Here is a 23,013-nt window from a genome sequence, read left to right as displayed (position 1 = left end):
GGTGCCGGCCGGCACCGCGGCGAGCCGTCGGGTCAGAAGGGGTATTCGCAGTTCACGGGCTCGTTGCCGGACGCAACGACGCAGTAGTCGAAGCCGCCGTCCCCGTCCACGAGGCCGGCGTTCGCGCCGGTCCGCACGTAGTCGCTGCCGGTGCCGCCGAGGACGGTGCCGTTGACCGGGCCCGTGATGATGTAGTCGTTGCCGCCGAGGCCGTTGACCGTGTCACCGGCATTGACCGTGGCGCAGCGGATGAAGTCGCTGCCGGCGGTGCCGTTCACGGCCGTGCCCGTGACGGTCCTGCCGTTGACGGTGCACGTGACGGCGTGGGCGGGAGTGCTTATCGCGATGGGCGCGATGACGAGGGAGGCGGCGCAGAGCGCACGCGCTATGTGTCGGATCATGTCACTGAGTTAACCCACAGTGAGTCAATGGTCGCAATTCGTCACTCTCGGTGAATTCGGCCGTCCGGACGCAACGACAGGGACCCCCACGCGCGGGCGGTTATCCTCCCTCCTTCCTGACCGCCGCCGACGCCTTGCGGGCCGCCACCAGAACCGGGTCCCAGACCGGGGAGAACGGCGGGGCGTAGCCGAGGTCCAGCGCCGTCATCCGGTCGACCGTCATGCCGGCCGTCAGCGCCACCGCCGCGACGTCCACGCGTTTGCCCGCGCCCTCTCGGCCCACGATCTGGACGCCCAGCAGGCGGCCGGTGCGGCGTTCGGCGAGCATCTTCACCGTCATCGGGGCCGCGGCCGGGTAGTAGCCCGCGCGGCTCGTCGACTCGATGGTCGCCGTCACGTACTGGAGGCCCACCGCGCGGGCGTCCTTCTCCCGCAGGCCCGTGCGGGCGATCTCCAGTTCGCACACCTTGCTCACCGCGGTGCCGACGACGCCCGGGAACGTGCCGTAGCCGCCGCCCACGTTCGCGCCGATGACCTGTCCGTGCTTGTTGGCGTGCGTGCCGAGCGCGATGTGGCGTTCGCGGCCGGAGACGAGGTCGAGGACCTCGACGCAGTCTCCGCCCGCCCAGATGTTCTCGTGGCCGCGGACCCGCATCGCGAGGTCGGTGAGCAGGCCGCCGTGGCTGCCGAGCGGCAGGCCGGCCGCGCGGGCGAGGGCCGTCTCCGGTTCGACGCCGATGCCCAGCACCACGACGTCCGCCGGGTGTTCGGCGCTGTCGGTGGCGACGGCCCGGACCCGGCCGTCGTCGCCGGTGAGGATCCCGGTGACGGCCGTGCCGGAGACGGTGGTGATGCCCATGCCCGACATCGCCTCGTGGACCAGCCGGCCCATGTCCGGGTCGAGGGTCGCCATCGGCTGCTCGCCGCGGTTGACGACCGTCACCTCGTAACCGCGCTTGAGGAGCGCCTCCGCCATCTCGACACCGATGTAGCCGGCGCCGACGACGACCGCCCGCCGGCCCTCGGTGCGGGAGAGGGTGTCCAGCAGCGCCTGGCCGTCGTCGAGGGTCTGCAGGCCGTGCACGCCGGGCGCGTCGATACCCGGCAGCGCGGGGCGGATCGGCCGGGCGCCGGTCGCGATCACCAGCTTGTCGTAGCCGGTCCACGATTCGGCGCCCGTCCCGGCGTCGCGAGCGCGCACCCGGCCGCCCGCGACGTCGATCTCCGTGACCTCGGTGCGCATGCGCAGGTCGATGGCCCGCGCGCGGTGCTCCTCGGGGGTGCGCGCGATCAGTTCGTCGCGCTCGCCGACGTCGCCGCCCACCCAGTACGGGATGCCGCACGCCGAGAACGAGCTGAAGTGGCCGCGTTCGAACGCGACGATCTCCAGCTCGTCCGGTCCCTTCATCCTGCGCGCCTGCGACGCGGCGGACATGCCCGCCGCGTCGCCCCCGATGATCACCAGACGTTCGGTCGCTGTCATGGGGAACACGCTACGGGGGAGGGGTCGTTCAGTCCTCCGCGACCGGGGGAGCGGCCGGGAGGGGGGCGGAGGCAGTCGTGGGCCCGGCCGGACGCCTGGGCAGCCGGGGACGTACCAGCCACCGCCACACCGCGTACAGCAGCGCGCCCAGCGCCGCGAAGGGGGCCACCGCGCCCACCGCCACCGCGATCCAGCGCAGGGTCGCGACCAGCGCGTCCCAGCCGCCGCCGAGCGCGTCGAGGAAGCCGGGGCCGTTGTCCTCCTTGCTGGTCTCCTCGCGCTCCGGCTCCGAAAGCGTCAGGGTGATCGTGGCGAGCGAGGTGCGGTCCTTCAGCGTCGCCTGCTGTGCGAGCAGGGATTCCAGGTCGGCCTGACGGGTGCTCAGCTGCGCCTCGAGCGTGACGACGTCCGACAGCCTCGTCGCCCGGTCCATCAGCTCCCGCACCCGGGCGACGCTCGCCCGCTGGGTCGCGATACGGCTCTCGACGTCCACGACCTGGCCGGTGACGTCCTTCGCGTCGGCCGTGCGGGACAACAGCTTCCCGGCTCCGGCCAGTTCGGCCAGCACCGCTTCGTAGCGCTCCTGCGGTACGCGCAGCACGACGTTCGACGTGACATGCGTGTCGTCGATCCGCTCGGTGCTCTCGTTCTCCACGTGTCCGCCCGCGTTCCCCGCCGCCCTGCGGGCCGCGGCGAGCGCCTTGGCGGCGTCCTCGACCTCCACCTCGAGCGTGGCCGTGCGGATGACGTGGGTGCTCGGCAGCGCCGACGGCTTCGCGGCGCCGTCACGGTCCGCGCCGTCCTCGGCAGGCGCTCCCGCCGCCTCGTCGGCCGCCTGTCCTGAACCGGCCGCGCCCTCCGCGTCACGCGCGGCCGGTTTCGCCGCGCTCTGCGCGCCGTCGCCGGAGTCGGAACCTGCGCCGCACCCGGCGAGGCCGAGTGAGGCAGTGAGAAGTAGTACCGCGAACGCACGCCGTGCACGCATACCGGCCCCCCGGGGATGGGTCGTGAACCTGTCGCAGGTTCGACGCCGCGCCCCCGGCGAGGGTTGCCGGTCCCGGGTTCCGAAGCGGTCACGGTCAGGACTCGGAACGGCGTTTGAGAGAGTTGGACCATGAACGTGGACACACGAGCGCGCCATGTCGTCGTCATCGGCGGCGGTATCGCCGGTCTGGCCGCCGCGCACCGGCTGCTCGCCTCCGGCGTGCGCGTCACCCTCCTCGAGGCGACCGCCCGGGTCGGCGGCAAACTGCGGTCGGGCGAGATCGAGGGCGTACGGGTCGACCTGGGCGCCGAGTCGATGCTCGCCCGCCGTTCCGAGGGCACCGGCCTCGCCCGCGCCGTGGGCCTCGGCGACCGGCTGGAGCCGCCGGCCACGGCGACGTCGGCGGTCTGGACCCGTGACGCGCTGCGGCCCATGCCGAAGGGCCATGTGATGGGCGTCCCGGGCGACGCGTCGGCGCTCGCCGGGCTGCTCTCCCCGGAGGGCCTCGCCCGCATCGGGCACGAGAAGGACCTCGCGCCGACCGCCGTGGGCGACGACGTGGCCGTCGGCGCGTACGTCGCCGAGCGCCTCGGGCGGGAGGTCGTCGACCGGCTGGTGGAACCGCTGCTCGGCGGCGTCTACGCGGGCGACGCCTACCGCATCTCGATGCGCGCGGCCGTCCCCCAGCTCTTCGAGGCGGCCAGGACCCACGACTCGCTGCTCGAGGGAGTGCGGGACATCCAGGCGAGGGCGGCCGGGCAGCAGACGGGCGGGCCGGTCTTCATGGGGCTCGACGGCGGCATCGGCACCCTGCCGGGCGCCGTCGCCGACGCCGTACGCGCCCAGGGCGGCGACATCCGCACCGAGACGCCCGTCCTCGGTCTGACCCGCGCCGCGAACGGCTGGCGGGTCCGCACCGACCGCGGGACGCTCGACGCCGACGCCGTGGTGCTGGCGACGCCCGCCTGGTCCGCGTCCGCCCTGCTGGCGTCCGAGTCGCCCGCCGCCGCGGCCGAGCTCGGCCGAGTCGAGTACGCCTCCATGGCGCTGGTCACCATGGCGTTCCGGCGCGCCGACGTAACGGAAATGCCGGCGGGCAGCGGATTCCTCGTCCCGCCGGTGGACGGGCGCACCATCAAGGCGTCCACGTTCTCCTCCAACAAGTGGGGCTGGGTCGCGCGGGGCGCCGGCGATCTGTTCGTGCTGCGTACCTCCGTCGGCCGCTACGGCGAGGAGGAGGCCCTGGAACGCGAGGACGCGGAGCTCGTCGACGTCTCGCTGACCGACCTCCGCGCGGCCGTGGGACTCACGGCCCGTCCCGTCGCCGCCGAGGTCACCCGGTGGACCGGCGGCCTGCCGCAGTACCCCGTGGGCCACCTCGCCCGTGTCGCCCGCATCCGCGACGAGGTCGCCAAGCTGCCGGGCCTGCGGGTCTGCGGCGCCGTGTACGAGGGGGTCGGGATCCCGGCCTGTGTCGCGAGCGGACAGCGCGCCGCGGACGAGATCCTCGCCACGCCGACCCTGGCGCGGGGCACAGATCGGGAGGCGGGACAATAGCCGTATGAGTGCGCCAGAAAAGATCCCGAACGCGGGCAAGAAGGCCAAGGACCTCAACGAGGTCATCCGGTACACGCTGTGGTCCGTCTTCAAGCTGCGCGACGTGCTGCCCGAGGACCGTTCCGGTTACGCCGAGGAGGTCCAGGAGCTGTTCGACCAGCTCGCCGCGAAGGACGTCACCGTGCGCGGTACGTACGACGTCTCCGGGCTGCGTGCCGACGCCGACGTGATGATCTGGTGGCACGCCGAGACCGCGGACGAGCTCCAGGACGCGTACAACCGCTTCCGCCGCACCCGTCTGGGCCGCGCACTCGAGCCGGTGTGGTCGAACATGGCGCTGCACCGCCCCGCCGAGTTCAACAAGTCGCACATCCCGGCGTTCCTGGCCGACGAGACTCCCCGCAACTACGTCTCGGTCTACCCCTTCGTGCGCTCCTACGACTGGTACCTGCTCCCCGACGAGGACCGTCGCCGGATGCTCGCCGACCACGGCAAGATGGCCCGCGGCTACCCGGACGTGCGCGCCAACACGGTCGCCTCGTTCTCGCTCGGCGACTACGAGTGGATCCTCGCCTTCGAGGCGGACGAGCTGTACCGCATCGTCGACCTGATGCGGCACCTGCGTGCGTCCGAGGCGCGGATGCACGTCCGCGAGGAGGTCCCGTTCTACACCGGCCGCCGCAAGGACGTGGCGGACCTCGTGGCGGGTCTCGCGTAACCTCCGTCGGCGAACGACCTGACGGCCGGGTTTCCGCTTCTGCGAAGCGGATACCCAGCCGTCCATATGGCCCGGAAGATCAGACGGCGTGCGGCAGCTTCCGCTGCTCCGCCCGCCGGTCCAGCGACACCGGGTCGGGCTCCGGGTGCGGCGCGCACGATGCGCGCCGCACCGGCGTCTCACCCCGCAGCAGATAGTCCTCCAGGTGCTTGTTGACGCAGGTGTTGCTGCCGCCGCCGATGCCGTGCGTCCCCGCGTCCTCCTCCGTGACCAGCACCGAGCCCGCCAGCCGCCGCTGTAGTTCCAGCGCTCCCGTGTACGGGGTGGCCGCGTCCCGCTCCGCCGCCAGGATCAGCGTCGGCGGCAGCTGCCCCGGCTCCGTACGGACGTCCAACGGCTGCTGCCGGGGCTCCTGCCAGAAGGCGCACGGCAGGTTCATCCACACGTTGTCCCAGGTCTCGAACGGCGCGCGCTTCGCCAGCAGCGAGTTGTCCAGGTCCCAGGTGAGCCAGTCCTCCGGCCACGGGGCGTCGTTGCACTCGACCGCCGTGTAGACGGCGTTGCCGTTCTCCGCCGCCTTCGCCTCCCCGCGCTCGGGCGCGGCCTGTTCGATCAGCGGCTGCGGGTCGCCCTTCAGATACTCCGACAGCGCGCCGGCGCGCAGCGGCCAGTAGTCGTCGTAGTAGCCGGCCCCCAGGAACGCGGCGTGCAGCTGGCCCGGACCCACCGTGCCGCCCGCGGGCTCCCGCTCGAGGCGGGCGCGTACCTCGTCGTAACTGCGTGCCACGTCCTCGGGGGTCGCACCGAGCCCGTACGTCTTGTCGTGCTTCGCCACCCAGGCACGGAAGTCGGCCCAACGGCTCTCGAAGGCCTCCGACTGGTCCAGGTTGTTGCGGTACCAGATCTGCTCCGGGTCCGGGTCGACCGCCGAGTCGAAGACCATGCGGCGCACATGGGAGGGGAACATCGTCGCGTACAGGGCGCCGAAGTACGTGCCGTACGAGGCGCCCATGAACGTCAGCTTCTTCTCGCCGAGCGCCGCCCTCAGCACGTCCAGGTCGCGGGCGTTGTTCAGCGACGTGTAGTGGCGCAGCGCCGCGCCGGTCCGCTCCGCGCAGCCCTTCGCGTAGGCCCGCGCCTGCGCGATGCGCTCCTTCTTGTACGAGAGGGAGGGGTGCGTCGGGGCCTGGGTGGGGGCCTTGAGGAAGTCCTCCGAATCCTGGCAGGACAGCGGGGCGGACCGGCCGACACCGCGGGGCGCGTAGCCCACGATGTCGTACGCCTCGGCGATCCGCTTCCACTCGGGCAGCCCGGCCGCCAGCGGGAAGGACATGCTGGAGGCGCCGGGGCCGCCCGGGTTGTAGACGAAGGCGCCCTGCCGCTGCGACTTCCCGCCGCTCGCCCGCACCCGGCTGACGGTGAGTTCGATCCGGCGGCCCGACGGGTCGGCGTAGTCGAGCGGGACCTCGACGGTGCCGCAGCGGACCGTGTCGGGCAGCTTCTCGGCGGCGGGGCAGCGGCCGAAGTCGATGCCTGCCGCCGCGGCGCGCTCGGCGGCGACGGCGGTGCCGCGGGCGGCGGCGTCGGTGGTCGTCGTACCGCCGGCGGGGGCGACGGCGACCGAGGTGAGGAGCAAGGAACCGAGGCCCGCCACGGCCCCGTACTTCGCGGCTGTTCTCATCGCGTTCCCTTCGTGCGCGGGGCGGCCGGGCGGCGGCCACGGGACGAAAGGGATCTTGGGCAGGGGGATTCGTGAAGTAAAGCACCGTCCGGCGGTGTCGGGGCCTATGACCCCGATGCCGGTCCGGTCAGGAACTGCTGCTGGAGCCTCCGCCGCAGCTGGATCCGGAGGAGCCGCCGCAGGAGGAGCCGGAGGAACCACCCCCTGATCCGCCGCAGCCCGACCCGCCGGACGCGCCGCAACCGGAACCGCCGCCCGAATCGGACGACGAACCGGCGCACCACACGGCCTCACCCGCGTACGGGAGCGCGTACGACGACGCATCGCTCACGCCGCCCGCCGCGCCGCCGGTCGTGCGGACCCTGACCGCCGCGCCCAACTGCCTCCGCAGCGCGAAGTCCGGCACGCCGCGCACCCCGTGCAGGGCGACCAGGCCGGCCGGATCCCGCGTCCTCGAGTGCGCCAGGCGGTACGCCCGCAGCGCGCTCCGCCCCGCCGGGGTGACGCGCCGCCGGGCGCGGGCCGCCTGGAACGAGCCGATCACCGCGCCCACGATCAGCGCCGGGAAGAGCAGGAGGACGAACGGCGACCCCGACCCGCCGGACGTGTCGCCGAGGAATTCGGCGACGGTGAGGACGAACGCCACCGGGAGGCCGACGAAGCAGACCACGCTCTGGGTCACGCCCCACCTGGCGAGCCCCGTGCCGTGGCCGGGCGGCACCATCAGGCCGCGTGCCGCGAGCGCGTCACCGAGTTCCTGCACGGCGGGGCTGCGCATGGTGTGGAGGCGCACGGTGTGCAGCGCGCCGTTCGGGGCGTAGGGGAGCACCGAGAAGACGGCCCGCTCCACCGGGTCCCGCGCGACGGGCCGCATCACGGACAGAACCCCGGGCCAGCCGACCGCGATCCGCCCGTCACTGTGCAGGGCGGTGAGCGCGGCGTCGACGACGCGGCCGGGGCCGCCCGCGAGGAAGGCCGCCTCGTACACGTCGTGGACGTTCGCCGCGCCGCGGGAAGGCGGCTGCGCGGCGGACACCCGGATGATCAGGAAGAGGGACGACAGGCCGACGGCGAGATGGACGGCGAGCGCGAGCAGACCCATGGCGCTCACCTCGCCGCGAGCGCGGCACGGGCCACGCGGACCAGGCGGGTCGCCCCGCGCGGCGGACGGGGGGCGCTGCGCTCCTGCCACCACAGGCTCAGCCTTCGCCGGGCGGCGCCGTCCTCCGGGCGCCTCGATGCCAGCAGATGCTCGGCGAAGTCGAGCGCGTCACGCCGGTAACCCGCGTGCATGGGGCGGTTCTTGGCGTACGCGACGAAGGCGGACCGGTAGCCGGTGCCAAGGATCTCGGGCAGCTCCGGCGCGACCTTCGCGACGACGTCCGCGCGCTTCGCGACGAGCGCGCGGCTCTGCACGCGCAGCCGGCGTGCGTCGAACCCCTCGGGCGCGGGTGTGCCCGCGACGAGCGCGGACAGCAGCGCGGCCTGGGTGAGCGCGACGTGCTGGCGCTGCGCGGAGCCGGTCCCCTCCCCGCCCCTTCCCGGAACCGGGGCAGGCCCCGGGCCCCGTACCGCGCTTCGCGCGGTGCCCTCGATCGCCGGGCGGGCCGGCTTTCGCTTCGCGAAATCAATCTCGCCGGGGGCACCTCCCACGGCCGCCAGGCCGTAGGGGGAGTCTGAGGCGCGGGGGCCCGGGGGCAGAGCCCCCGGTACGGGAAGGGGCGGGGTGGGGAACAGGCCCGCCGCAGGCGTACCCGCACCCCCGTGGCCGCCCGGCACGGCACCCGCCCCGGCCGGGACCCGTGGAGCCGCGTACCGGCCGGACGCCCGGCGGAGACCCGCCGCTTCCAACGTCGCCCGGATCGTCGCCAGTTCCCCCTCCAGCTCCGAACTCGCCGGGAAGTCGTCGTCGCGCTCCAGCAGCACCCCCGGCGGGTCCACCCTGGCCCGCAGGTCCGACAGGACGTCCAGGACCGGCTGCGTCACCGGGTGCGCGTGCGTGTCGTGCCAGATGCCGTCGCGTTCGAGACCGCCCGCGACATGGACGTACGCGATCGACTCCACCGGCAGTTCGTCGAGCGCGGCGGACGGGTCCTCGCCCCGGTTGACGTGGTTGGTGTGGAGGTTGGCCACGTCGATCAGGAGCCGTACTCCCGTGCGCTCCACGAGCTCCGCGAGGAACTGGCCCTCGGTGAGCTCCTCGCCGGGCCAGGAGAACATCGCGGCGATGTTCTCCAGCGCCAGCGGCACCGGCAGGGAGTCCTGCGCGATGCGCACGTTCTCGCACAGCACGGAGAGCGCGTCCCAGGTGCGGGGCACGGGCAGCAGGTGACCGGCCTCCAGCACGGAGGAGGCGGTGAGCGCGCCGCCCGCCCTCACGAACGCGATGTGCTCCGTGACCAGCGGCGCGTCCAGTGCCTCCGCCCGCTCGGCCAGATCGGCCAGGCGCCGCTCCGACGGCCGGTCGGCGCCGCCGAGTCCGAGCGAGACGCCGTGCGGGACGACGCGGACGCCGCGCGAGCGCAGCCGCAGCAGCGCGGGCGGCAGGTGGCCGGGGCAGACGTTCTCCGCGACGACCTCGACCCAGTCGAGGTCCGGCAGCCGCTCCACCGTGTCCGAGATCTCCGGCCGCCAGCCGATTCCGATGCCGAGTTCCATGGTCCCCTCCTCCACGCCCGACGTGTGACGTGCCAGGGTCATGGCCCCCGCACGAGCGGGTGAATCCGAAGGAGGGGACGTTCAGAGGTTGATTTGAGGTTCCGGCCCGGCCGGACCGGAACCTCATGTCACGTCACGGCCGTCCGGTCACCCCGCCGGCACGGGGTCCTGCGGTGCCGGGCGGTCGGTGTTGACCGCGGTCGGCGCACCGGGCTGCGGTGACGGCCGGGACGTGAACGACTGGTCCCCGGTCGGGGTGACCGCGGGCGGCGCGGGCGGCAGATTGCCGTCCGGCGGCGGCGGACCGCTCGGGCTGGCCGTGGCCCCCGCCGCCGCCTCGTTGGCGATGGCGTCGAAGTCGACCCGGCCGGTCTGCTCGAGCATCGTGATGTGGTCGAGCACCGTCTGGTTGGCGTCCGTGGCGAGCTGGCGGATCAGCGTGTTGCGGGTGGTGTGGCGGACCTGGGCGATCAGCGCGAAGACCTTGCCGTGCGCGTTCCGCAGGAGCTGGGCGAACTTCCGCTCGTACTCCTCGCCCTGCGCCGCGGACAGTTCACGCAGCCAGCCCTGCTGCTGCTCGGTGGGCTGGTTCGGCAGCTCGACCCCCAGCTGCGCCGCCACGTTGCGCGCCCGCTTGTCGAGGTCGGTGTGGCCGACGACGAGGTGGTCGCCGGCCGCCTTGACGGCCTCGGTGGGCGCGCGTTCTATCGCCTGCTGCCCGGCGGGCAGTTCCCACAGGCCGGCGAGCCGTACCTTGACCAGGAAGTCGCGGTCGGTGGCCGACAGCGGCCCCCACTGTGTCGCCACGCTCGAGGCGTTGAGATTGTCCTGCCCGGTGCCGGAACGGTCGGCGTAGGACCACACGGGGAACGCGAGCGCCCCGACCGTGACGACCAGGGCCGCGATGATGAGTGCTGTTCCGTTGATGCGCCGCAACAATGTGCCTCCAGAGCCGATGCGTTACACGGCAACCAACCGCCCTGCTGAATGGCCGGTCAGCCCGCCGGCCGCCTGCCGGTCGAACTTAGCCGGTCAAACTACTGGGCGGTACTTGGAAGTACGCAGCCGGGCCCCCGGTTGTTCAACGGCGGCCCGCCCGCCCGTGCCGACGGGCAGGCGCGTGCGGTACGCGCCGGTCGTGCCGGCGGGCAGTGGTTCGTCAGCCCCCGTCGCAGCCGGTGCCGTCGTTGTCCCGGTCGAGGTGGCTGCCGTAGCCGGGCTCACCCCGGTGGACGGGCGCGGCCCCCGCGGCCCGGGCGGCGGTGCAGTTCTCGTAGTACACGTCCGCGTCGCCGCCGCTGCCGGAGTCGCTCTCACCGCTGTCGGAGGTGTCGGCCGTCTCCGTCCTGGTCACCCTCACGGTCACGGTGGGCCCGGGTTCGGTGACCGTGGCCTTGGGGGCGGGCGTCGCGGTGGTGGTCGCCGTCGCGGTGACCGTCTCGGTGACGGTCGGGACGGGGCTCGGCTTCGCGGCCGGTGCGGCGTCGTCGGATGCGGCGGCGCCACCGCATCCGAAGCCGAGCGCCATGATCAGCAGTCCGCCGGCGTAAGTGCGCTTCATCTTCCACAGCGGCCGTTGCGTCCCGGCGGGCACGGGGCCGCGCGGTGGCGGAGTGGTGGTGTACGGAGTGCTCAAGGTCCCCCCTTGTGCAGATTGTGTGAAGACTCACCGTAGCGTCCGGCACTCCAGAAAGGACGAAAATCGGAGTAGTTGAATCCGGACCTCAGCCGAAGGTGCGCCGGTAGGTCCGGGGGGAGACCCCGGTGGTGCGCTTGAAGCGGTCACGGAAGGCGGTGGGGGAGCCGAAGCCGACCTGGGAGGCGATGCGTTCGACGGAGTGGTCCGTGGTCTCCAGCAGGTGCTGGGCCCGACGGATGCGGGCACGGTGGAGCCACTGGAGCGGGGTCGTGCCGGTCTGTTCGCGGAAGCGCCGTATCAGCGTGCGGGTGCTGGTCCCCGCTTGGTCGGCGATGCCGGCGAGCGTGAGGTCGCGGCCCAAATTGTCCTGGAGCCAGGTGAGCAGGGGCTCCAGCGCGGAGCCCTGCGGGGCGGGCGCGTGGTCGTGGACGATGAACTGCGCCTGCCCGCCCTCGCGTTCGAGGGGCATCACGGACAGACGGGCGGCGTCGGCGGCGACGGCGGAGCCGTAGTCGCGGCGGATCATGTGCAGGCACAGGTCCAGGCCCGCCGCCGCGCCCGCCGAGGTGAGGATCTGCCCGTTGTCGACGTACAGGACGTCCGGGTCGACCTCGACGTCCGGGTGGGCGGCGGCCAAGAGGTCTGCCGCGACCCAGTGGGTGGTGGCCCGCAGGCCGTCGAGGAGCCCGGTGGCGGCCAGCGGGAAGGCGCCCGAGCAGATGGAGGCGATGCGCGTGCCGTCCTCGGCTGCGGCCCTCAGCGCGTCACGGACGGCGGGGGAGAGCGGGGCGGTGGGGGCGGCGGTGCCGGGCACGACGATCGTGTCCGCGCCCGTGAGCCCTTCCAGCCCCCACGGCGCGCGCAGGGTGAACGTGCCGGCGTCGACCTCCGGCTGTTCGGCGCACACCCGCAGTTGGTAGCCGGGGCGCCCGTCCGGGAGCCGGGTGCGGGTGAAGACCTCGATCGGAGTGGACAGGTCGAAGGGGATCACCTGGTCCAGGGCGAGAACGGCGATGGTGTGCATGGCGGGAACGTACCTCGCCACCGGACGCACGCTCCGGCCGGATGTCCCTGGATCTCTGTCCCGGCACAGTTCACAGGCCGTTCTCCGGTGTTGGCGCTATCTCGTTGAAAGGTGTCACTGATGCCACTGGGAGAGGTGGTGGCAGGCGGATAGCTTCGGTGGCGTCTCCGGCGGACGACCGGACCTCCCGCACACGAAGGACCCTCCCCATGCATGCCCATACAGACTTGTGCGACGGCTGCGATCCACTCGCCGCCGCCGCTCCACGCGAGGTGCCGTACGCCGGCGGTAGGCCGTCGGGCGGCGCGGACTCCGGCACGGCGCGCCCTGTCGTTCGAGTGGCCACGGAGCCCCGACCGTGACGAAACTCTTCCTCATCCTGCATGTCCTGGCCGCCGTCGTGGCCATCGGCCCGGTCACCGTCGCGGCGAGCATGTTCCCCAAGGCGCTGCGCGGCGCCCACAGCGACGAGGGTGACGGGGAGGCGCTCACGACCCTGCGGACGCTGCACCGCATCTGCCGTGTCTACGCGGTCGTCGGCATCGCGGTTCCCGTCTTCGGGTTCGCCACGGCCGGCAGCCTCGGCGTCCTCGGCAGCGCGTGGCTGATCGCCTCGATCCTTCTGACCGCGGCGGCCGCCGGCCTGCTCGCCCTGCTGATCCTGCCCGCCCAGGAGGCCGCCCTCGCCGCCGCGCCGGCTTCCGGCCGGGACTCGGCGTCACCGGGCCGCCTCGCGATGCTCACCGGCGTCTTCAACCTGCTCTGGGCCACGGTCACGGTCCTGATGATCATCCGCCCCGGTTCCACCACAGGAGCGTGACCATGACTCTGCGGCCCCTGCGTATCGCGGCCCACGTCGAGCTCGTCTCACTGATCGTCATGACGGCCAACCTCGCCACCGTCCATCTCGGGCCCGTCTCCTCGCTGATGGGGCCCACGCACGGCTGCGCCTACCTGTTCGTCGTGGCCGCGACGTGGCGCCTCCGGCGGGCCACGACCCTCACCAAGGCCGCCGCCGTCGTCCCCGGCATCGGCGGCCTCCTCGCGCTGCGGCGGCTCGACCGCCCCGGCGCCGTCCGTTCCCACCTCGAGGAAGCCACCCGGTCATGACCTACCTCTCGCCGATCCTCGTCGGCGTCCTCTACGCCCTCGCCATGTCCCTGATCCGGGAACCGCACCGACGCCGCTTCAACGCGATCATGGTGGCGGGGGCGGGCGCCGCCTACCTGACCGGCGGCGGCCTCGGCGGCTGGGAGTTCCTCGCCACCGCCGTCATCACGTACGTCGCCTACCGGGGCCTGGAATCCTGGACGTTCATCGGCATCGCCTGGCTGCTGCACACCGCCTGGGACCTGCTCCACCACTTCAAGGGCAACCCGATCATGCCCTTCTACCACGAGTCGTCCCTGGCCTGCGCTGTGTGCGACCCCGTCATCGCCCTGTGGTGCCTGCGGGGCGGTCCCTCACTGATCAGCCTCGTGCGCGGCCGGACGGCGCGCCCCCGGGCCGCGGAGCATGCGCCGCCCTCATAGGCGGGCGCGGGCCCCGCCGCCCGGCCGTCAGCGCACGGCGATACCCCGGGCCGCGAGAATCTCGAGCGCGCCGGGGACCATGTGCTCCAACTCGAGCCTCCCGGTGAAGAGCTTGAGGTTCGGCAGCAGGTCCAGGTCGTCGAGGCGACGCACGTCGAAGAGGCCGTCCTCGCCGTCCCAGACCGGGGCGCACTCCATGAAGACCTGGTGCCCGCCGTCGAAAGTCAGCTCGTCCACGGTGGCGAGCAGCTCCGCCGGTATGTCCAGGTCCTCGAAGTACGTGCGCGCCTCGTCGAGGACGGTGTACTCCAGCTCGTTCTCCTCGACGTAGGCGGCGAGGTCCTCGACCCCGCGCGCCCGCATGTGCTGCTCCAGGCTGAACGCCGGTGTCAGCGTCTCGTCCCAGTACATGAGCTTCTCGACGACGAGGAGCTTGAAGTTGAAGTCACGGAAGACGGTCATGGCCCACGTATATCAGTGGGAGCCGACAGCCCTGCCGCTGTCAGTGGGAGCCGACAGCCCTGCCGCGGCCGGGCCGGGCGCCGTACCCGCCGCGCAGCGAGGGGTGGTCGGCCACGACGGTGCACGACCCCGGGGCGATCTCCGTGAAGCCCGCGTCGCGCACGACCGGCAGCCCGCTCTTCGTGAGTGCCGGCCAGTCCGCCGGGTCCGCGGTGCGCACGGAGAGCGCGAAGCCCGACTCCCGCCACGCCTCGCGGTCCGCGTCCGACAGTTCCCACCAGGCGAGTTGGGCTCCGTGGCCGGCCTGGGCCATGGCCTTGCCCGCAGACATCTCCAGCTCCGGGCTCAGCCACAGGACGGGACGGGTCCGGTCGGGGGCGGCGGGCGGACGGGGATCGTCGAGCTCCGTCCCGGACACCTGGAGCTTGGCCAGTTCCTTCGGCCAGCCGTCCAGCGGGACCGGCGGGAAGACCCGAACCTCAGCCGGAGCCGGAGCCGGGTCCGACGCGGGGCCGGTTGCCGTGCCCGCGGCGTCCCCGGCGTCCGCCGCGGCGGCCGGGGACGTCCCGGTAGCCGGGTCCGTCGCGGTCGCCCCGCCGGACCCCGCCGCCGGGCCGCCCGCGCCCGTCACCGTGATGCCCGGAAGCGTGCCGGCCTTGCGCCACTCCGCGCCGCGTGCCCGGCGTACGACCTTGCGGATACGGGCGTCCTGCCAGTCCCGCACGGCCTGCGCCCACTCTCCCTCTCCGGTGGAGCGCTCGTCGGCGAGGATCTCGAGGACCGCGCGCGCGGCGGTCTCCAGGGCGTCGGTACGGGTCGGCGGCCCGGACTTCTCTATGCGCACCACCAGCGGCAGGACGAACTGCGGTGCCGCGTCACGGGACTCGGCCCGGTGCCTGAAGGGACTGTCGGACCGGATTTCACGGAGGTCTTCGCTGCTCACGCCGCCAGTCTGCCAGCCGTCCGACCGGAGGTTGTTGGCGGAACGAGCCCCTCCGGGCGACGATGCACCCCATGAAGAGCGATCTTTTCTCCACAGAGAACATGGCACAGCAGGCCACCGTGCCCGGAATGACGCTGCAGAACGCCAAGTCGATCAAGTACGCGGTCAACGGCGAGATGCACGCGCGGCAGGGCTCGATGATCGCCTTCCGCGGCAATCTCCAGTTCGAGCGCAAGGGCCAGGGGATCGGCGGCATGCTCAAGCGCGCCGTCACCGGCGAGGGCCTGCCGCTGATGGCCGTGCGCGGCCAGGGTGAGGCGTGGTTCGCGCACGAAGCGGCCAACTGCTTCATCGTCGACATCGAGCAGGGTGACGCGCTGACCATAAACGGCCGCAACGTGCTCTGCTTCGACGCGACGCTGTCGTACGAGATCAAGACGGTCAAGGGTGCCGGCATGACCGGCGGCGGCCTCTTCAACAGCCTCTTCACCGGCTACGGGAAGCTGGGCGTCATCTGCGACGGCAGCCCGATCGTGATCCCCGTCAGCCACCAGCAGCCGGTCTTCGTCGACACGGACGCCGTCGTGGGCTGGAGCGCCCAACTGAACACGTCGCTGCACCGTTCGCAGTCGGTCGGTTCGATGATCCGCGGCGGCTCGGGCGAAGCGGTGCAACTCAAGCTGGAGGGCGAGGGTTTCGTCATCGTCCGGCCCAGTGAGCTCACCCAGCAGAAGGCGTCACAGAACTGAAGCTCCGGCAGGTGGGCCGTCGTTACGGCCTCGGCGGGCCTTGGGTGCTGCGCGGGGTCGACCTCGACCTGCGCCCGGGCACCCTCGTCCGGGTGCAGGGCGCCAACGGGAGCGGCAAGTCGACGCTGCTGAGGCTGCTCGCCGGCATCGACGCTCCCTCCGAGGGCCGGATCACCGGCCGGCCCCGCACGGCCTACGTCCCCGAACGCTTCCCCGCCGCACTCCCGTTCACCGCGGCCGGCTATCTGACGCGTCTGGGACGGATCCACGGACTGGGGCGGCGGGCCGCGGCCGCCGGGGCCGCCGAGTGGCTCGAACGCTTCGGTGCCGCGGACTACGCCCGTACGCCTCTCGGTGAGCTGTCCAAAGGCACCAGCCAGAAGGTCGCCGTGGCCCAGGCGCTCCTCGCCGGCCCCGAACTGCTCGTGCTCGACGAGGCGTGGACCGGTCTCGACACCCCGGCGCGCGAGCAGCTCGACCTCGCGGTCGCCGAGCTGGTCACGGCGGGCGCTTCGGTCGTGCACGTCGACCACGACCCCCGGCGGCCGGCGGCGTCGGCCGACGCGGTGTTCCGGGTACGGGACGGCCGGGTCGAGGAACTGCCGGCCGAAGGCCCGTCGCGTGCCGGGCGGGAGCCGGGCCGGTGGGCGCGGATCGTGGCGGTCGGCCCTCCCGGCGCACCGCTGCCCGACGCGCTGCCGGGAGATCCGGAGCACATCGCGGGTGAGGACGGCGGCACGGTGCTCACCGTCCCTGCCGGGTATTCCGACGCCCTGCTCCGTGCGCTGCTCACCGCCCGGCCGCCGTGGCACATCCGGCACCTCGAAGAGGCCGAGGAACCGGCCGCGAACCCCTCGGCGACGGCGGTGACGGCGGCGACGCCCACGTACCCGACAGGAACCGGCACGAAGGCATGACGGCACTTCTGCGCTACCACACCGCCCTTCTCCTGCGCTCCCAGCGCTGGCTGCCGCCCGTACTGCTCTACGGCGCCTTCCTGGCCGTCGGCGTCCAGGGCGGCGGACCGGTCCTGGGCTCCCTCGGTTACGCGGCCGCCGCGCTGCTGCCCGTCACCGCGTGGCTCGTGCGGATCTGCGCCACGCAGGAGCCGCCGGCCGCGCGGAGCGTCACGGCGGCGGCGGCCGGCGCGCCCCGGGCGCACCTGGCCGCACTGCTCGCCGCCACTCTGTGCGCGGCGGCCCTGGGCGCCGTCGCGGTCATCGTCGTCGCGCTGATCAGTGCCCCCTCGGGCGCCGCTCACCAGGTGGCGGTCCCACGGCCGGCCGCGGCGGGTGCGGGGCTCGTCGCGGGCGCGGTCTGCGTCCTGCTCGGGCTGGCGGTCGGGGCGCTGTGCACCCGGCCGCTGCTGCACGCGCGGGGGTGGTCGCTGGTGGCGACGGTCCTGCTGGCGCTGCTGGCCCTGGTCGGCGCCGGGTCTCCGGCGAGGTACGCCGTCACCGGCCTGGTCACGGGCTCACGGAACGGCGTGGTGACGCTGCCGCTGCTGCCGCTCCTCGCGGCGGCGCTGATCGCCGCCGCCGCTGCCGGCGTCGCGTCCGTGCTGGCGCCGCTGCGGGGCGCGGACGGTGGCAGAGCCGCGAGCTAGAGTCGAATGTATGGACGAGTATGAGCCGTACCGCGAGACCCCGGAGAGGGAGGCGGCAGGGCACGAGGCCGGGACCCCGGCCGAGGGGCCCTTCGCCGAATGCGTCCTGTGCCGTGCGCCGACCGAGTACCCCGAGACGGTCAAGGGCGCGACGCTGTGTCCGGTGTGCGAGTGGCGGGAGGCGGAGCGCACGGCCTGTTCCGGCTAGCGTGTGACCCGCGTCCGCCCCTGACCGCCGGGCCGGATGCCCGCCTGCCGGCGGGGCGATCGAGCGTGCCATCGGGCGTGCCTTCGGGGGAACAAGGCGTCGCGAGCGTGGCACCGGGCCCTTCCGGTGGTACGCCGATGTGCATGCCCCCACGGCCGTCGGACCCGCAGCAGCACCCCCAAGAAGTGCCCGCAGGCCCGTCGAGGGTGCCCGAGGCCCTGCGGACGGCCGCCGCGTACGCCTGGCGGATCATCGTGGTGGCCGCCGCCGTCTACAGCGTCTTCGCCGTGCTCGGCCGGTTCCATGAGATCGCCGTGGCCGTCTTCCTCGGCCTCGTCGTCACCGCCGTGCTCCGGCCGGTGGCCGACCTGGTGGCACGCGTCCTGCCGCGTCCGCTCGCGGTCGCCGTCTCACTGCTCGCCACCATCGCACTCGTCCTGGGTGTGCTCGCCCTGGTCGGTGAGGCGGTCGCGGGGGAGCGGACGACTCTGGTGCGGGAGTTCCGTACCGGCATCGAAAGGATCGAGAACTGGCTGGAGCGGCCTCCGTTCCGCGTGAACCCCGAGGCGCTCACCGACATCCAGGCCCGTATCGGGCAGTGGCTCTCCAGCCACCGGTCCGCCGTCATCAGCGAGGCGGTGAGCGGTGGTCGCAGGCTGGTCGAAGTGCTGACGGTGTTCGCCCTCGCGCTGTTCTGCTCGGTCTTCTTCATCCATTCCGGAGACCGCCAGTGGGGATGGTTCTGCGGTCAGTTGCCGCCGGTCGCCCGCCGGCGCGCCACGGTGGCGGGACGTGCCGCCTGGCGGACCTTCACCGGCTACACGCACGGCATTCTCCTGGTGGCGGTCACCAACGCGGTCCTCGTCGGGATCGCCCTCTTCGCCCTCGGCGTGCCGCTCGCCCTGCCGCTCGCCCTGCTGGAGTTCTTCGCCGCGTTCGTCCCGCTCGTCGGCTCCCCCGTCGCTCTCGCGGTGGCCGCGGTGGTGGCTCTCGCGGCCAAGGGGCCGCTGACGGCGGCCGTGGTCGTCGCGCTCATCGTCGTGATCGGGCAGATCGAGGGCCATCTGCTGCATCCGATCGTGATGAGCTGGGCCGTCCGGCTGCATCCGGTCGTGGTCGCGCTGTCGGTCGTCGGCGGTGCCGTCGCGGCGGGGATGGTGGGCGCGGTCGCCGCCGTGCCGCTGGTGGCCGTCGTCTGGTCGGTCCGGCAGGCGCTGAGGCCGGCCGGGGACCTCGCTTCCGCCGAAGAGGGCTGACCGGCCGTCAGGGCACCGCACGGTCCGGTTCGTCGGACGCGACCAGGGAACGGGCGAGCGGCAGCCGGGCCAGAGCGAGGACCCCCGCCACCACCAGTGCCACACCGAGGGCCTGGGGGACCAGCCACCAGCCGGTGCGGACGTCCTCCTCGTACAGGACCATGCCCAGGCTGAGGCTCACCGCCGCGTCGCCGAGGGTGAGCGCGGGCTGCGACGCGACCAGCGGGCCGGCCTGCATCGCGTTCTCCAGCAGGAAGAGCGCGCACACCCCGGTCGCCGCGAACGCGTACGTCTGCCAGGCCGTGAGGAAGGCGCCGATGCCGTGGTCGTCCAGCGTGTGCACCGCCGACTTCATCAGGGCCGCGGTGAGCGCGTAGCTGATCGCGGTGGCGGAGCCGAAGCAGGCCGCCCGGGCGCGGCCCTCGGGGCGGCGCAGCGCGGCGGCGGTGAGCGCGATGACGGCCGCGCCGCACACGGCGAGGGCGATGATCCAGCGGTCCAGGGGTACGGAGGTGCGGTCGCCGGAGGGTGACGCGGCGGCGAGGGCGACGCCCAGGCCCGTCACCACGGCCGCCACCGCCACCCAGCCGACGCGCGGAAGGCTGCCGTGCAGAATCACGGTCGCGAGGATCAGGGCGAGCGGCAGCTCGAGCACGAACAGCGGCTGGACGATCGTCAGCGGACCGGTCCCGAGCGCCACCGCCTGGCACAGACCGGCGACGACGACGGCGAGCATGCCGAGCAGCCAGACGGGCCGGCGCAGCAGATCGAGCATGAGACCGGCGCGCAGCCCCTCGGAGCGGGGGACGTCGAGGGCGGCCTTGCGCTGGAGCACGGTGGCGAACGCGTTGCTGAGCGCCGCGCCGAGCGCGAACAGTACCGGGAGCAGGGTGTGCACGTGATCGGCCTCCGTGGCGTGCAGGGGTCGCGGTGGTGTGTCCGGGGCGGGGCATCCGTGGCCGTCCCGGCCGGTGGCCCACGGCAGGGCGTGGCTATCGCATCAGTTCCGAGACCTTGACGAACCGGTAGCCGCGCCGGCGCAGTTCCGGGACGATCCTGCGGACCGCCTCCTCGGTGACGGGGGCGGCGCTTCTGGTGCAGTGCATGACGACGAGCGAGCCGGGCCCCACCCGGCTGAGCACCTGCTCGGCGACGGCGTCCGCGTCGGTGGCGAAGGCGTCACCGCTGACGACGTCCCACTGCACCGCGGTGACCCCGGCCGGCGCGAGGACCCGTAGCGCCGAGTCGTCGTAACAGCCGCCGGGGAAGCGGAAGTAGGGCACCACGTTGCGGGCACCGGCCTTCTTGAACGCGGCGAAGGCCCGCCGCACATCGGCGAGCATGTCCTCCGCGCCGATCTCGGGGAGTCCGTAGCAGGGGGAGCTGAAGGCGTGGTGGCTGTAGGAGTGGTTCGCGATCTCGAAGAGCGGGTCGGAGCCGATGGCCTTCGCCTGGGCGGGGTACTCCTCGGCCCAGCGGCCCGTCATGAAGACGGTCGAGGGCACCTTCAAGGTGCGCAGGGCCTTGATCAGGGCGGGGTTGTCGAACCGTTCGCCGCGCTCGGCGCGCGGGCCCTGATCGGCGGTCATGTCGGCGTCGAAGGTGAGCGCGACGGTCCTGTCCGCGGCGCCCCGGGCCGCCTTCGCGCGCATGAACACGGGGGTGTGACCGCCGGGCCCGGGGGCCATGGTCGGAGTGGTGTCGCGGGTGGCGGAGGTGGCAGGGCGGGGCGACGACGGCGTGGGTGCGGAGACGGGACCGCCGGAAGCGCCGCAGCCGACCAGCACGACACCCGCGGCCGTCAAACCCGTAAATTTTCGTACAGATCTGATCATTTACGAAAAGTAAGTGATCGGTGCCTCTGTGCACGGTCACCATGGCTCCGCGTCCGGGTGCTTCGCGCGGAGGCCGCCCGTTCGGTGCGGTCGGCCGGGCGCGGTTCCATGGCATGGATTGCACTGTGCAATCATGCGAGCGACTGTTGGCCCGCGTGCTCTGGAGGAACGGCATGGCAGAGCAGCCCCTGACGGCCGGTGTGCTCGCCACGACGGCGGACGCGCTCGCCGTGCCGGACGACCGTGGCGGCGCCGTATGGCGGCTGACGCCGGCCGCCCGGCAGCTGGACGCCAACCTCGTACGGCTCCCGCCCGGCACCCGGCGCCCCGGCCATGTCGAGCCGGACCTCGACGTGCTGCTCTGCGTGGTCCACGGCAGCGGCGAGCTCGTGACCCAGAGCGTGCGGCAGGAGCTGGAACCGGGATGTGTGGCCTGGCTGCCGCACGGCATGGAACGCTCCGTCGCGGCCGGACCGGACGGCCTCGTCTACGTCACGGCGCACCGGCGCCGGCCGGGCCTCGCCATCGGCAACGTGACCGCGAACCGAGGGGCGGGCGGCGCCGTCGCGGCCCGCGAGGCACCTGGTGGAGAACCGGCCTGCATGCTCGGCCGCGTCTGCCCCGAGTGCGACCGTCCCGCGGAGGATGCCGGCGCGCGCTATTGCAGCCGGTGCGGCGCCCGGCTGCCCTCATGAGCCGTACCACCGACGCCCTCTGACGGAGCGTCGGTCAGCGATTTCGCGCACGCGATGAGTACAACTCACGCCTCATCCGTATCAACGGTCGGACGCGTCCCCCGGTCTGTCGTCGACAACCGGATTCCGTATCCCCGCAGGAGGCGGCGAGTTGAGTCACAGGCGAATACCCAAGCGAAAGGCCGTGCTTGCAGGAGCCGGGGCGGTGGGCATCGCCGCGGCCGCCGTGCTGCTGCCGCACGCCAACGCATCGCAGTCCGGCTCCGGTTCCGGGTCGCAGGCCGACCCCAGAACCCTGAGCGCCGCGGCCGCCCAGGATCTCGTCTCGGAACTGGGCCCCCAGCTCGGTGACGCGTACGCAGGTGCGTACTACGACGCGCAGAAACAGCAGGTCGTCGTCAACGTCGTCGGTGACAGCAACAGCGTCATCGTCCAGGTCAACGAGGCCGGGGCCGTCGCGCGGCCCGTCGAGAACAGCATGGGTCAGCTGAAGGCGGCGGCGGACACCCTGGCCCGCAAGGCCACGGTCCCGGGCACGGCCTGGGCCGTCGATCCCAGGACCAACCAGCTCCTGGTCACGGCCGACCGCACGGTCGCGGGGGACGGCTGGAACCGTCTGGAGTCGACCGTGAAGTCGCTCGGCTCCGGGATGGCCCGGATCCAGAAGTCCGCGGGCGAGTTCAGGCCCTTCCTCGAGGGCGGCGACGCCATCTTCGGCGGCGGGTCGCGCTGTTCCCTCGGTTTCAACGTGACCACGGGCGACGGACAGCCCGGTTTCCTCACCGCGGGACACTGCGGCGTCGCCGACGACCAGTGGTCCGAGGAAGCGAACGGTGCACCCATCGGTACGGTGCAGGCGGCGACGTTCCCCGGCGAGGGCGACTTCGCGCTCGTCACGTACGACGACCCCGCCACCGACGCCCCCGGCACGGTCGACCTCGGCAACGGTCAGACCCTGGACATCGTGGGCGCCGACGACGCGGCGGTCGGCCAGGAAGTGTTCCGCATGGGCAGTACCACGGGCCTGAACAGCGGTCAGGTCACCGGTCTGAACGCCACCGTGAACTACCCGGAGGGCACGGTCACCGGTCTCATCCAGACGAACGTGTGCGCGGAGCCGGGTGACAGCGGCGGCGCCCTGTTCACCCGCGACGGTGCCGCGATCGGCCTGACCTCGGGCGGCAGCGGTGACTGCACGTCGGGCGGCGAGACGTTCTTCCAGCCGGTGACGACGGCGCTCGCGGCGGTCGGCGCGGAGATCACCGCGGGCGACGGCGGCGGCGCGGCCGGCCAGGGCCAGGGCCAGGATCAGGGCCAGGATCAGGGCCAGGGCCAGGACCAGGACGGTCAGGACCAGGACGGTCAGGACCAGCAGGGTCAGGAGCAGGACGGCCAGGACCAGCAGCAGGACGGCCAGGGCCAGGACGGCCAGGACCAGCAGCAGGGAGGCTTCGACGGCAACTGACCCGTAGTCACTGCCCCGCCGGTGGTTCTCCCTCCCCCCGCCGGCGGGCACTTCCCCCCACCGGCCGGGGGGGGGGGGGCCCCCCCCCCCCCCCCCCCCCGGGGGGGGGGGCGGGC

Annotated in this window: 25 protein-coding genes; 12 read left to right on the top strand and 13 right to left on the bottom strand. The window is 73.1% G+C overall.

Annotated elements, in window-relative coordinates; all coding sequences use genetic code 11:
* Positions 1-32 precede the first annotated feature (32 nt).
* From AB0K36_RS32670 to AB0K36_RS32660, 3 genes are all read right to left on the bottom strand, one after another.
* Positions 33-401 carry a hypothetical protein gene (locus AB0K36_RS32670; RefSeq protein WP_364601125.1) on the bottom strand — a complete coding sequence of 123 codons (369 nt, stop codon included), beginning with the start codon at positions 399-401 and terminating at the stop codon, positions 33-35.
* Positions 402-501: 100 nt separating this feature from the next.
* Positions 502-1,884 carry an FAD-dependent oxidoreductase gene (locus tag AB0K36_RS32665; protein ID WP_364601123.1) on the bottom strand — a complete coding sequence of 461 codons (1,383 nt, stop codon included), beginning with the start codon at positions 1,882-1,884 and terminating at the stop codon, positions 502-504.
* A gap of 28 nt (positions 1,885-1,912) precedes the next feature.
* Entirely contained in the window at positions 1,913-2,869 is a 957-nt protein-coding gene (locus AB0K36_RS32660) for a DUF4349 domain-containing protein (RefSeq protein WP_364601121.1), read from the bottom strand.
* A 129-nt stretch (positions 2,870-2,998) separates the two neighbouring features.
* Between AB0K36_RS32660 and hemG the strand changes: the two genes are divergently transcribed.
* The gene (hemG, locus tag AB0K36_RS32655; RefSeq protein WP_364601119.1) at positions 2,999-4,426 is read left to right on the top strand and encodes a protoporphyrinogen oxidase; all 1,428 of its coding nucleotides are present in this window, start codon (positions 2,999-3,001) and stop codon (positions 4,424-4,426) included.
* 4 nt (positions 4,427-4,430) lie between these two features.
* Complete coding sequence (gene hemQ, locus AB0K36_RS32650) at positions 4,431-5,144, top strand: hydrogen peroxide-dependent heme synthase (RefSeq protein WP_189471656.1); 714 nt, start codon at positions 4,431-4,433, stop codon at positions 5,142-5,144.
* A gap of 79 nt (positions 5,145-5,223) precedes the next feature.
* On the opposite strand, the gene AB0K36_RS32645 is transcribed toward hemQ, so the two are convergent.
* The 6 genes from AB0K36_RS32645 to AB0K36_RS32620 all read right to left on the bottom strand — a co-directional run bounded on the left by AB0K36_RS32645 (position 5,224) and on the right by AB0K36_RS32620 (position 12,146).
* Positions 5,224-6,825, bottom strand: coding sequence for an alpha/beta hydrolase (locus AB0K36_RS32645; RefSeq protein ID WP_364601116.1), 1,602 nt, complete (start codon positions 6,823-6,825; stop codon positions 5,224-5,226).
* Positions 6,826-6,952: 127 nt separating this feature from the next.
* Positions 6,953-7,927: a TIGR04222 domain-containing membrane protein gene (locus tag AB0K36_RS32640; RefSeq protein ID WP_364601114.1), complete on the bottom strand. Its 975-nt coding sequence runs from the start codon at positions 7,925-7,927 to the stop codon at positions 6,953-6,955.
* A gap of 5 nt (positions 7,928-7,932) precedes the next feature.
* A complete protein-coding gene (locus tag AB0K36_RS32635) occupies positions 7,933-9,483 on the bottom strand; it encodes an MbnB/TglH/ChrH family RiPP precursor modification enzyme (protein WP_364601112.1) in 1,551 nt (516 codons plus the stop codon).
* A gap of 147 nt (positions 9,484-9,630) precedes the next feature.
* Entirely contained in the window at positions 9,631-10,419 is a 789-nt protein-coding gene (locus tag AB0K36_RS32630; RefSeq protein ID WP_364601110.1) for a DUF4142 domain-containing protein, read from the bottom strand.
* 223 nt (positions 10,420-10,642) lie between these two features.
* Positions 10,643-11,119: an excalibur calcium-binding domain-containing protein gene (locus tag AB0K36_RS32625; RefSeq protein WP_364601108.1), complete on the bottom strand. Its 477-nt coding sequence runs from the start codon at positions 11,117-11,119 to the stop codon at positions 10,643-10,645.
* An 88-nt stretch (positions 11,120-11,207) separates the two neighbouring features.
* Complete coding sequence (locus AB0K36_RS32620; protein WP_364601106.1) at positions 11,208-12,146, bottom strand: GlxA family transcriptional regulator; 939 nt, start codon at positions 12,144-12,146, stop codon at positions 11,208-11,210.
* A 358-nt stretch (positions 12,147-12,504) separates the two neighbouring features.
* Here AB0K36_RS32620 and AB0K36_RS32615 point away from each other — a divergent pair, with 358 nt between their 5' ends.
* The 3 genes from AB0K36_RS32615 to AB0K36_RS32605 are packed head-to-tail and all read left to right on the top strand — an operon-like array spanning position 12,505 to position 13,678.
* Positions 12,505-12,966 carry a hypothetical protein gene (locus AB0K36_RS32615; RefSeq protein ID WP_364601104.1) on the top strand — a complete coding sequence of 154 codons (462 nt, stop codon included), beginning with the start codon at positions 12,505-12,507 and terminating at the stop codon, positions 12,964-12,966.
* Between the two features lie 2 nt (positions 12,967-12,968).
* Positions 12,969-13,256, top strand: coding sequence for a hypothetical protein (locus AB0K36_RS32610; RefSeq protein ID WP_364601102.1), 288 nt, complete (start codon positions 12,969-12,971; stop codon positions 13,254-13,256).
* Entirely contained in the window at positions 13,253-13,678 is a 426-nt protein-coding gene (locus tag AB0K36_RS32605; RefSeq protein WP_364601100.1) for a DUF6010 family protein, read from the top strand. Before AB0K36_RS32610 ends, AB0K36_RS32605 begins: the two co-directional genes overlap by 4 nt.
* Positions 13,679-13,705: 27 nt before the next feature.
* Here AB0K36_RS32605 and AB0K36_RS32600 read toward each other — a convergent pair whose 3' ends face one another.
* The gene (locus AB0K36_RS32600; protein ID WP_364601098.1) at positions 13,706-14,140 is read right to left on the bottom strand and encodes a DUF6892 domain-containing protein; all 435 of its coding nucleotides are present in this window, start codon (positions 14,138-14,140) and stop codon (positions 13,706-13,708) included.
* A gap of 40 nt (positions 14,141-14,180) precedes the next feature.
* Entirely contained in the window at positions 14,181-15,083 is a 903-nt protein-coding gene (locus AB0K36_RS32595) for an aminoacyl-tRNA hydrolase (protein WP_435877985.1), read from the bottom strand.
* Positions 15,084-15,154: 71 nt separating this feature from the next.
* On the opposite strand from AB0K36_RS32595, the gene AB0K36_RS32590 reads away from it, so the two are divergent.
* The 5 genes from AB0K36_RS32590 to AB0K36_RS32570 all read left to right on the top strand — a co-directional run bounded on the left by AB0K36_RS32590 (position 15,155) and on the right by AB0K36_RS32570 (position 18,902).
* Positions 15,155-15,832, top strand: coding sequence for an AIM24 family protein (locus tag AB0K36_RS32590; RefSeq protein ID WP_364601096.1), 678 nt, complete (start codon positions 15,155-15,157; stop codon positions 15,830-15,832).
* A gap of 11 nt (positions 15,833-15,843) precedes the next feature.
* Positions 15,844-16,749, top strand: coding sequence for an ATP-binding cassette domain-containing protein (locus AB0K36_RS32585; protein WP_364601095.1), 906 nt, complete (start codon positions 15,844-15,846; stop codon positions 16,747-16,749).
* Entirely contained in the window at positions 16,746-17,438 is a 693-nt protein-coding gene (locus AB0K36_RS32580; protein ID WP_364601094.1) for an ABC transporter, read from the top strand. The genes AB0K36_RS32585 and AB0K36_RS32580 overlap by 4 nt, the downstream gene beginning before the upstream one ends.
* 10 nt (positions 17,439-17,448) lie before the next feature.
* A complete protein-coding gene (locus AB0K36_RS32575; RefSeq protein ID WP_364601092.1) occupies positions 17,449-17,646 on the top strand; it encodes a hypothetical protein in 198 nt (65 codons plus the stop codon).
* A 137-nt stretch (positions 17,647-17,783) separates the two neighbouring features.
* Positions 17,784-18,902, top strand: coding sequence for an AI-2E family transporter (locus AB0K36_RS32570; protein WP_364601090.1), 1,119 nt, complete (start codon positions 17,784-17,786; stop codon positions 18,900-18,902).
* 7 nt (positions 18,903-18,909) lie between these two features.
* On the opposite strand, the gene AB0K36_RS32565 is transcribed toward AB0K36_RS32570, so the two are convergent.
* Together AB0K36_RS32565 and AB0K36_RS32560 are read right to left on the bottom strand one after the other, a co-directional pair.
* Positions 18,910-19,800: a DMT family transporter gene (locus tag AB0K36_RS32565; protein WP_364601088.1), complete on the bottom strand. Its 891-nt coding sequence runs from the start codon at positions 19,798-19,800 to the stop codon at positions 18,910-18,912.
* A 94-nt stretch (positions 19,801-19,894) separates the two neighbouring features.
* Positions 19,895-20,737, bottom strand: coding sequence for a polysaccharide deacetylase family protein (locus tag AB0K36_RS32560; RefSeq protein ID WP_364601086.1), 843 nt, complete (start codon positions 20,735-20,737; stop codon positions 19,895-19,897).
* Positions 20,738-20,910: 173 nt separating this feature from the next.
* Here AB0K36_RS32560 and AB0K36_RS32555 point away from each other — a divergent pair, with 173 nt between their 5' ends.
* Together AB0K36_RS32555 and AB0K36_RS32550 are read left to right on the top strand one after the other, a co-directional pair.
* A complete protein-coding gene (locus AB0K36_RS32555) occupies positions 20,911-21,432 on the top strand; it encodes a cupin domain-containing protein (protein WP_364601084.1) in 522 nt (173 codons plus the stop codon).
* A gap of 151 nt (positions 21,433-21,583) precedes the next feature.
* Positions 21,584-22,897: a S1 family peptidase gene (locus AB0K36_RS32550; protein WP_364601082.1), complete on the top strand. Its 1,314-nt coding sequence runs from the start codon at positions 21,584-21,586 to the stop codon at positions 22,895-22,897.
* Positions 22,898-23,013 lie beyond the last annotated feature (116 nt).

Origin of the sequence: Streptomyces kurssanovii (genome assembly GCF_040677245.1) — a bacterium.
In the GTDB taxonomy this organism is placed as follows: domain Bacteria; phylum Actinomycetota; class Actinomycetes; order Streptomycetales; family Streptomycetaceae; genus Streptomyces; species Streptomyces kurssanovii.
This window is presented reverse-complemented; position numbering and strand designations above follow the sequence as displayed.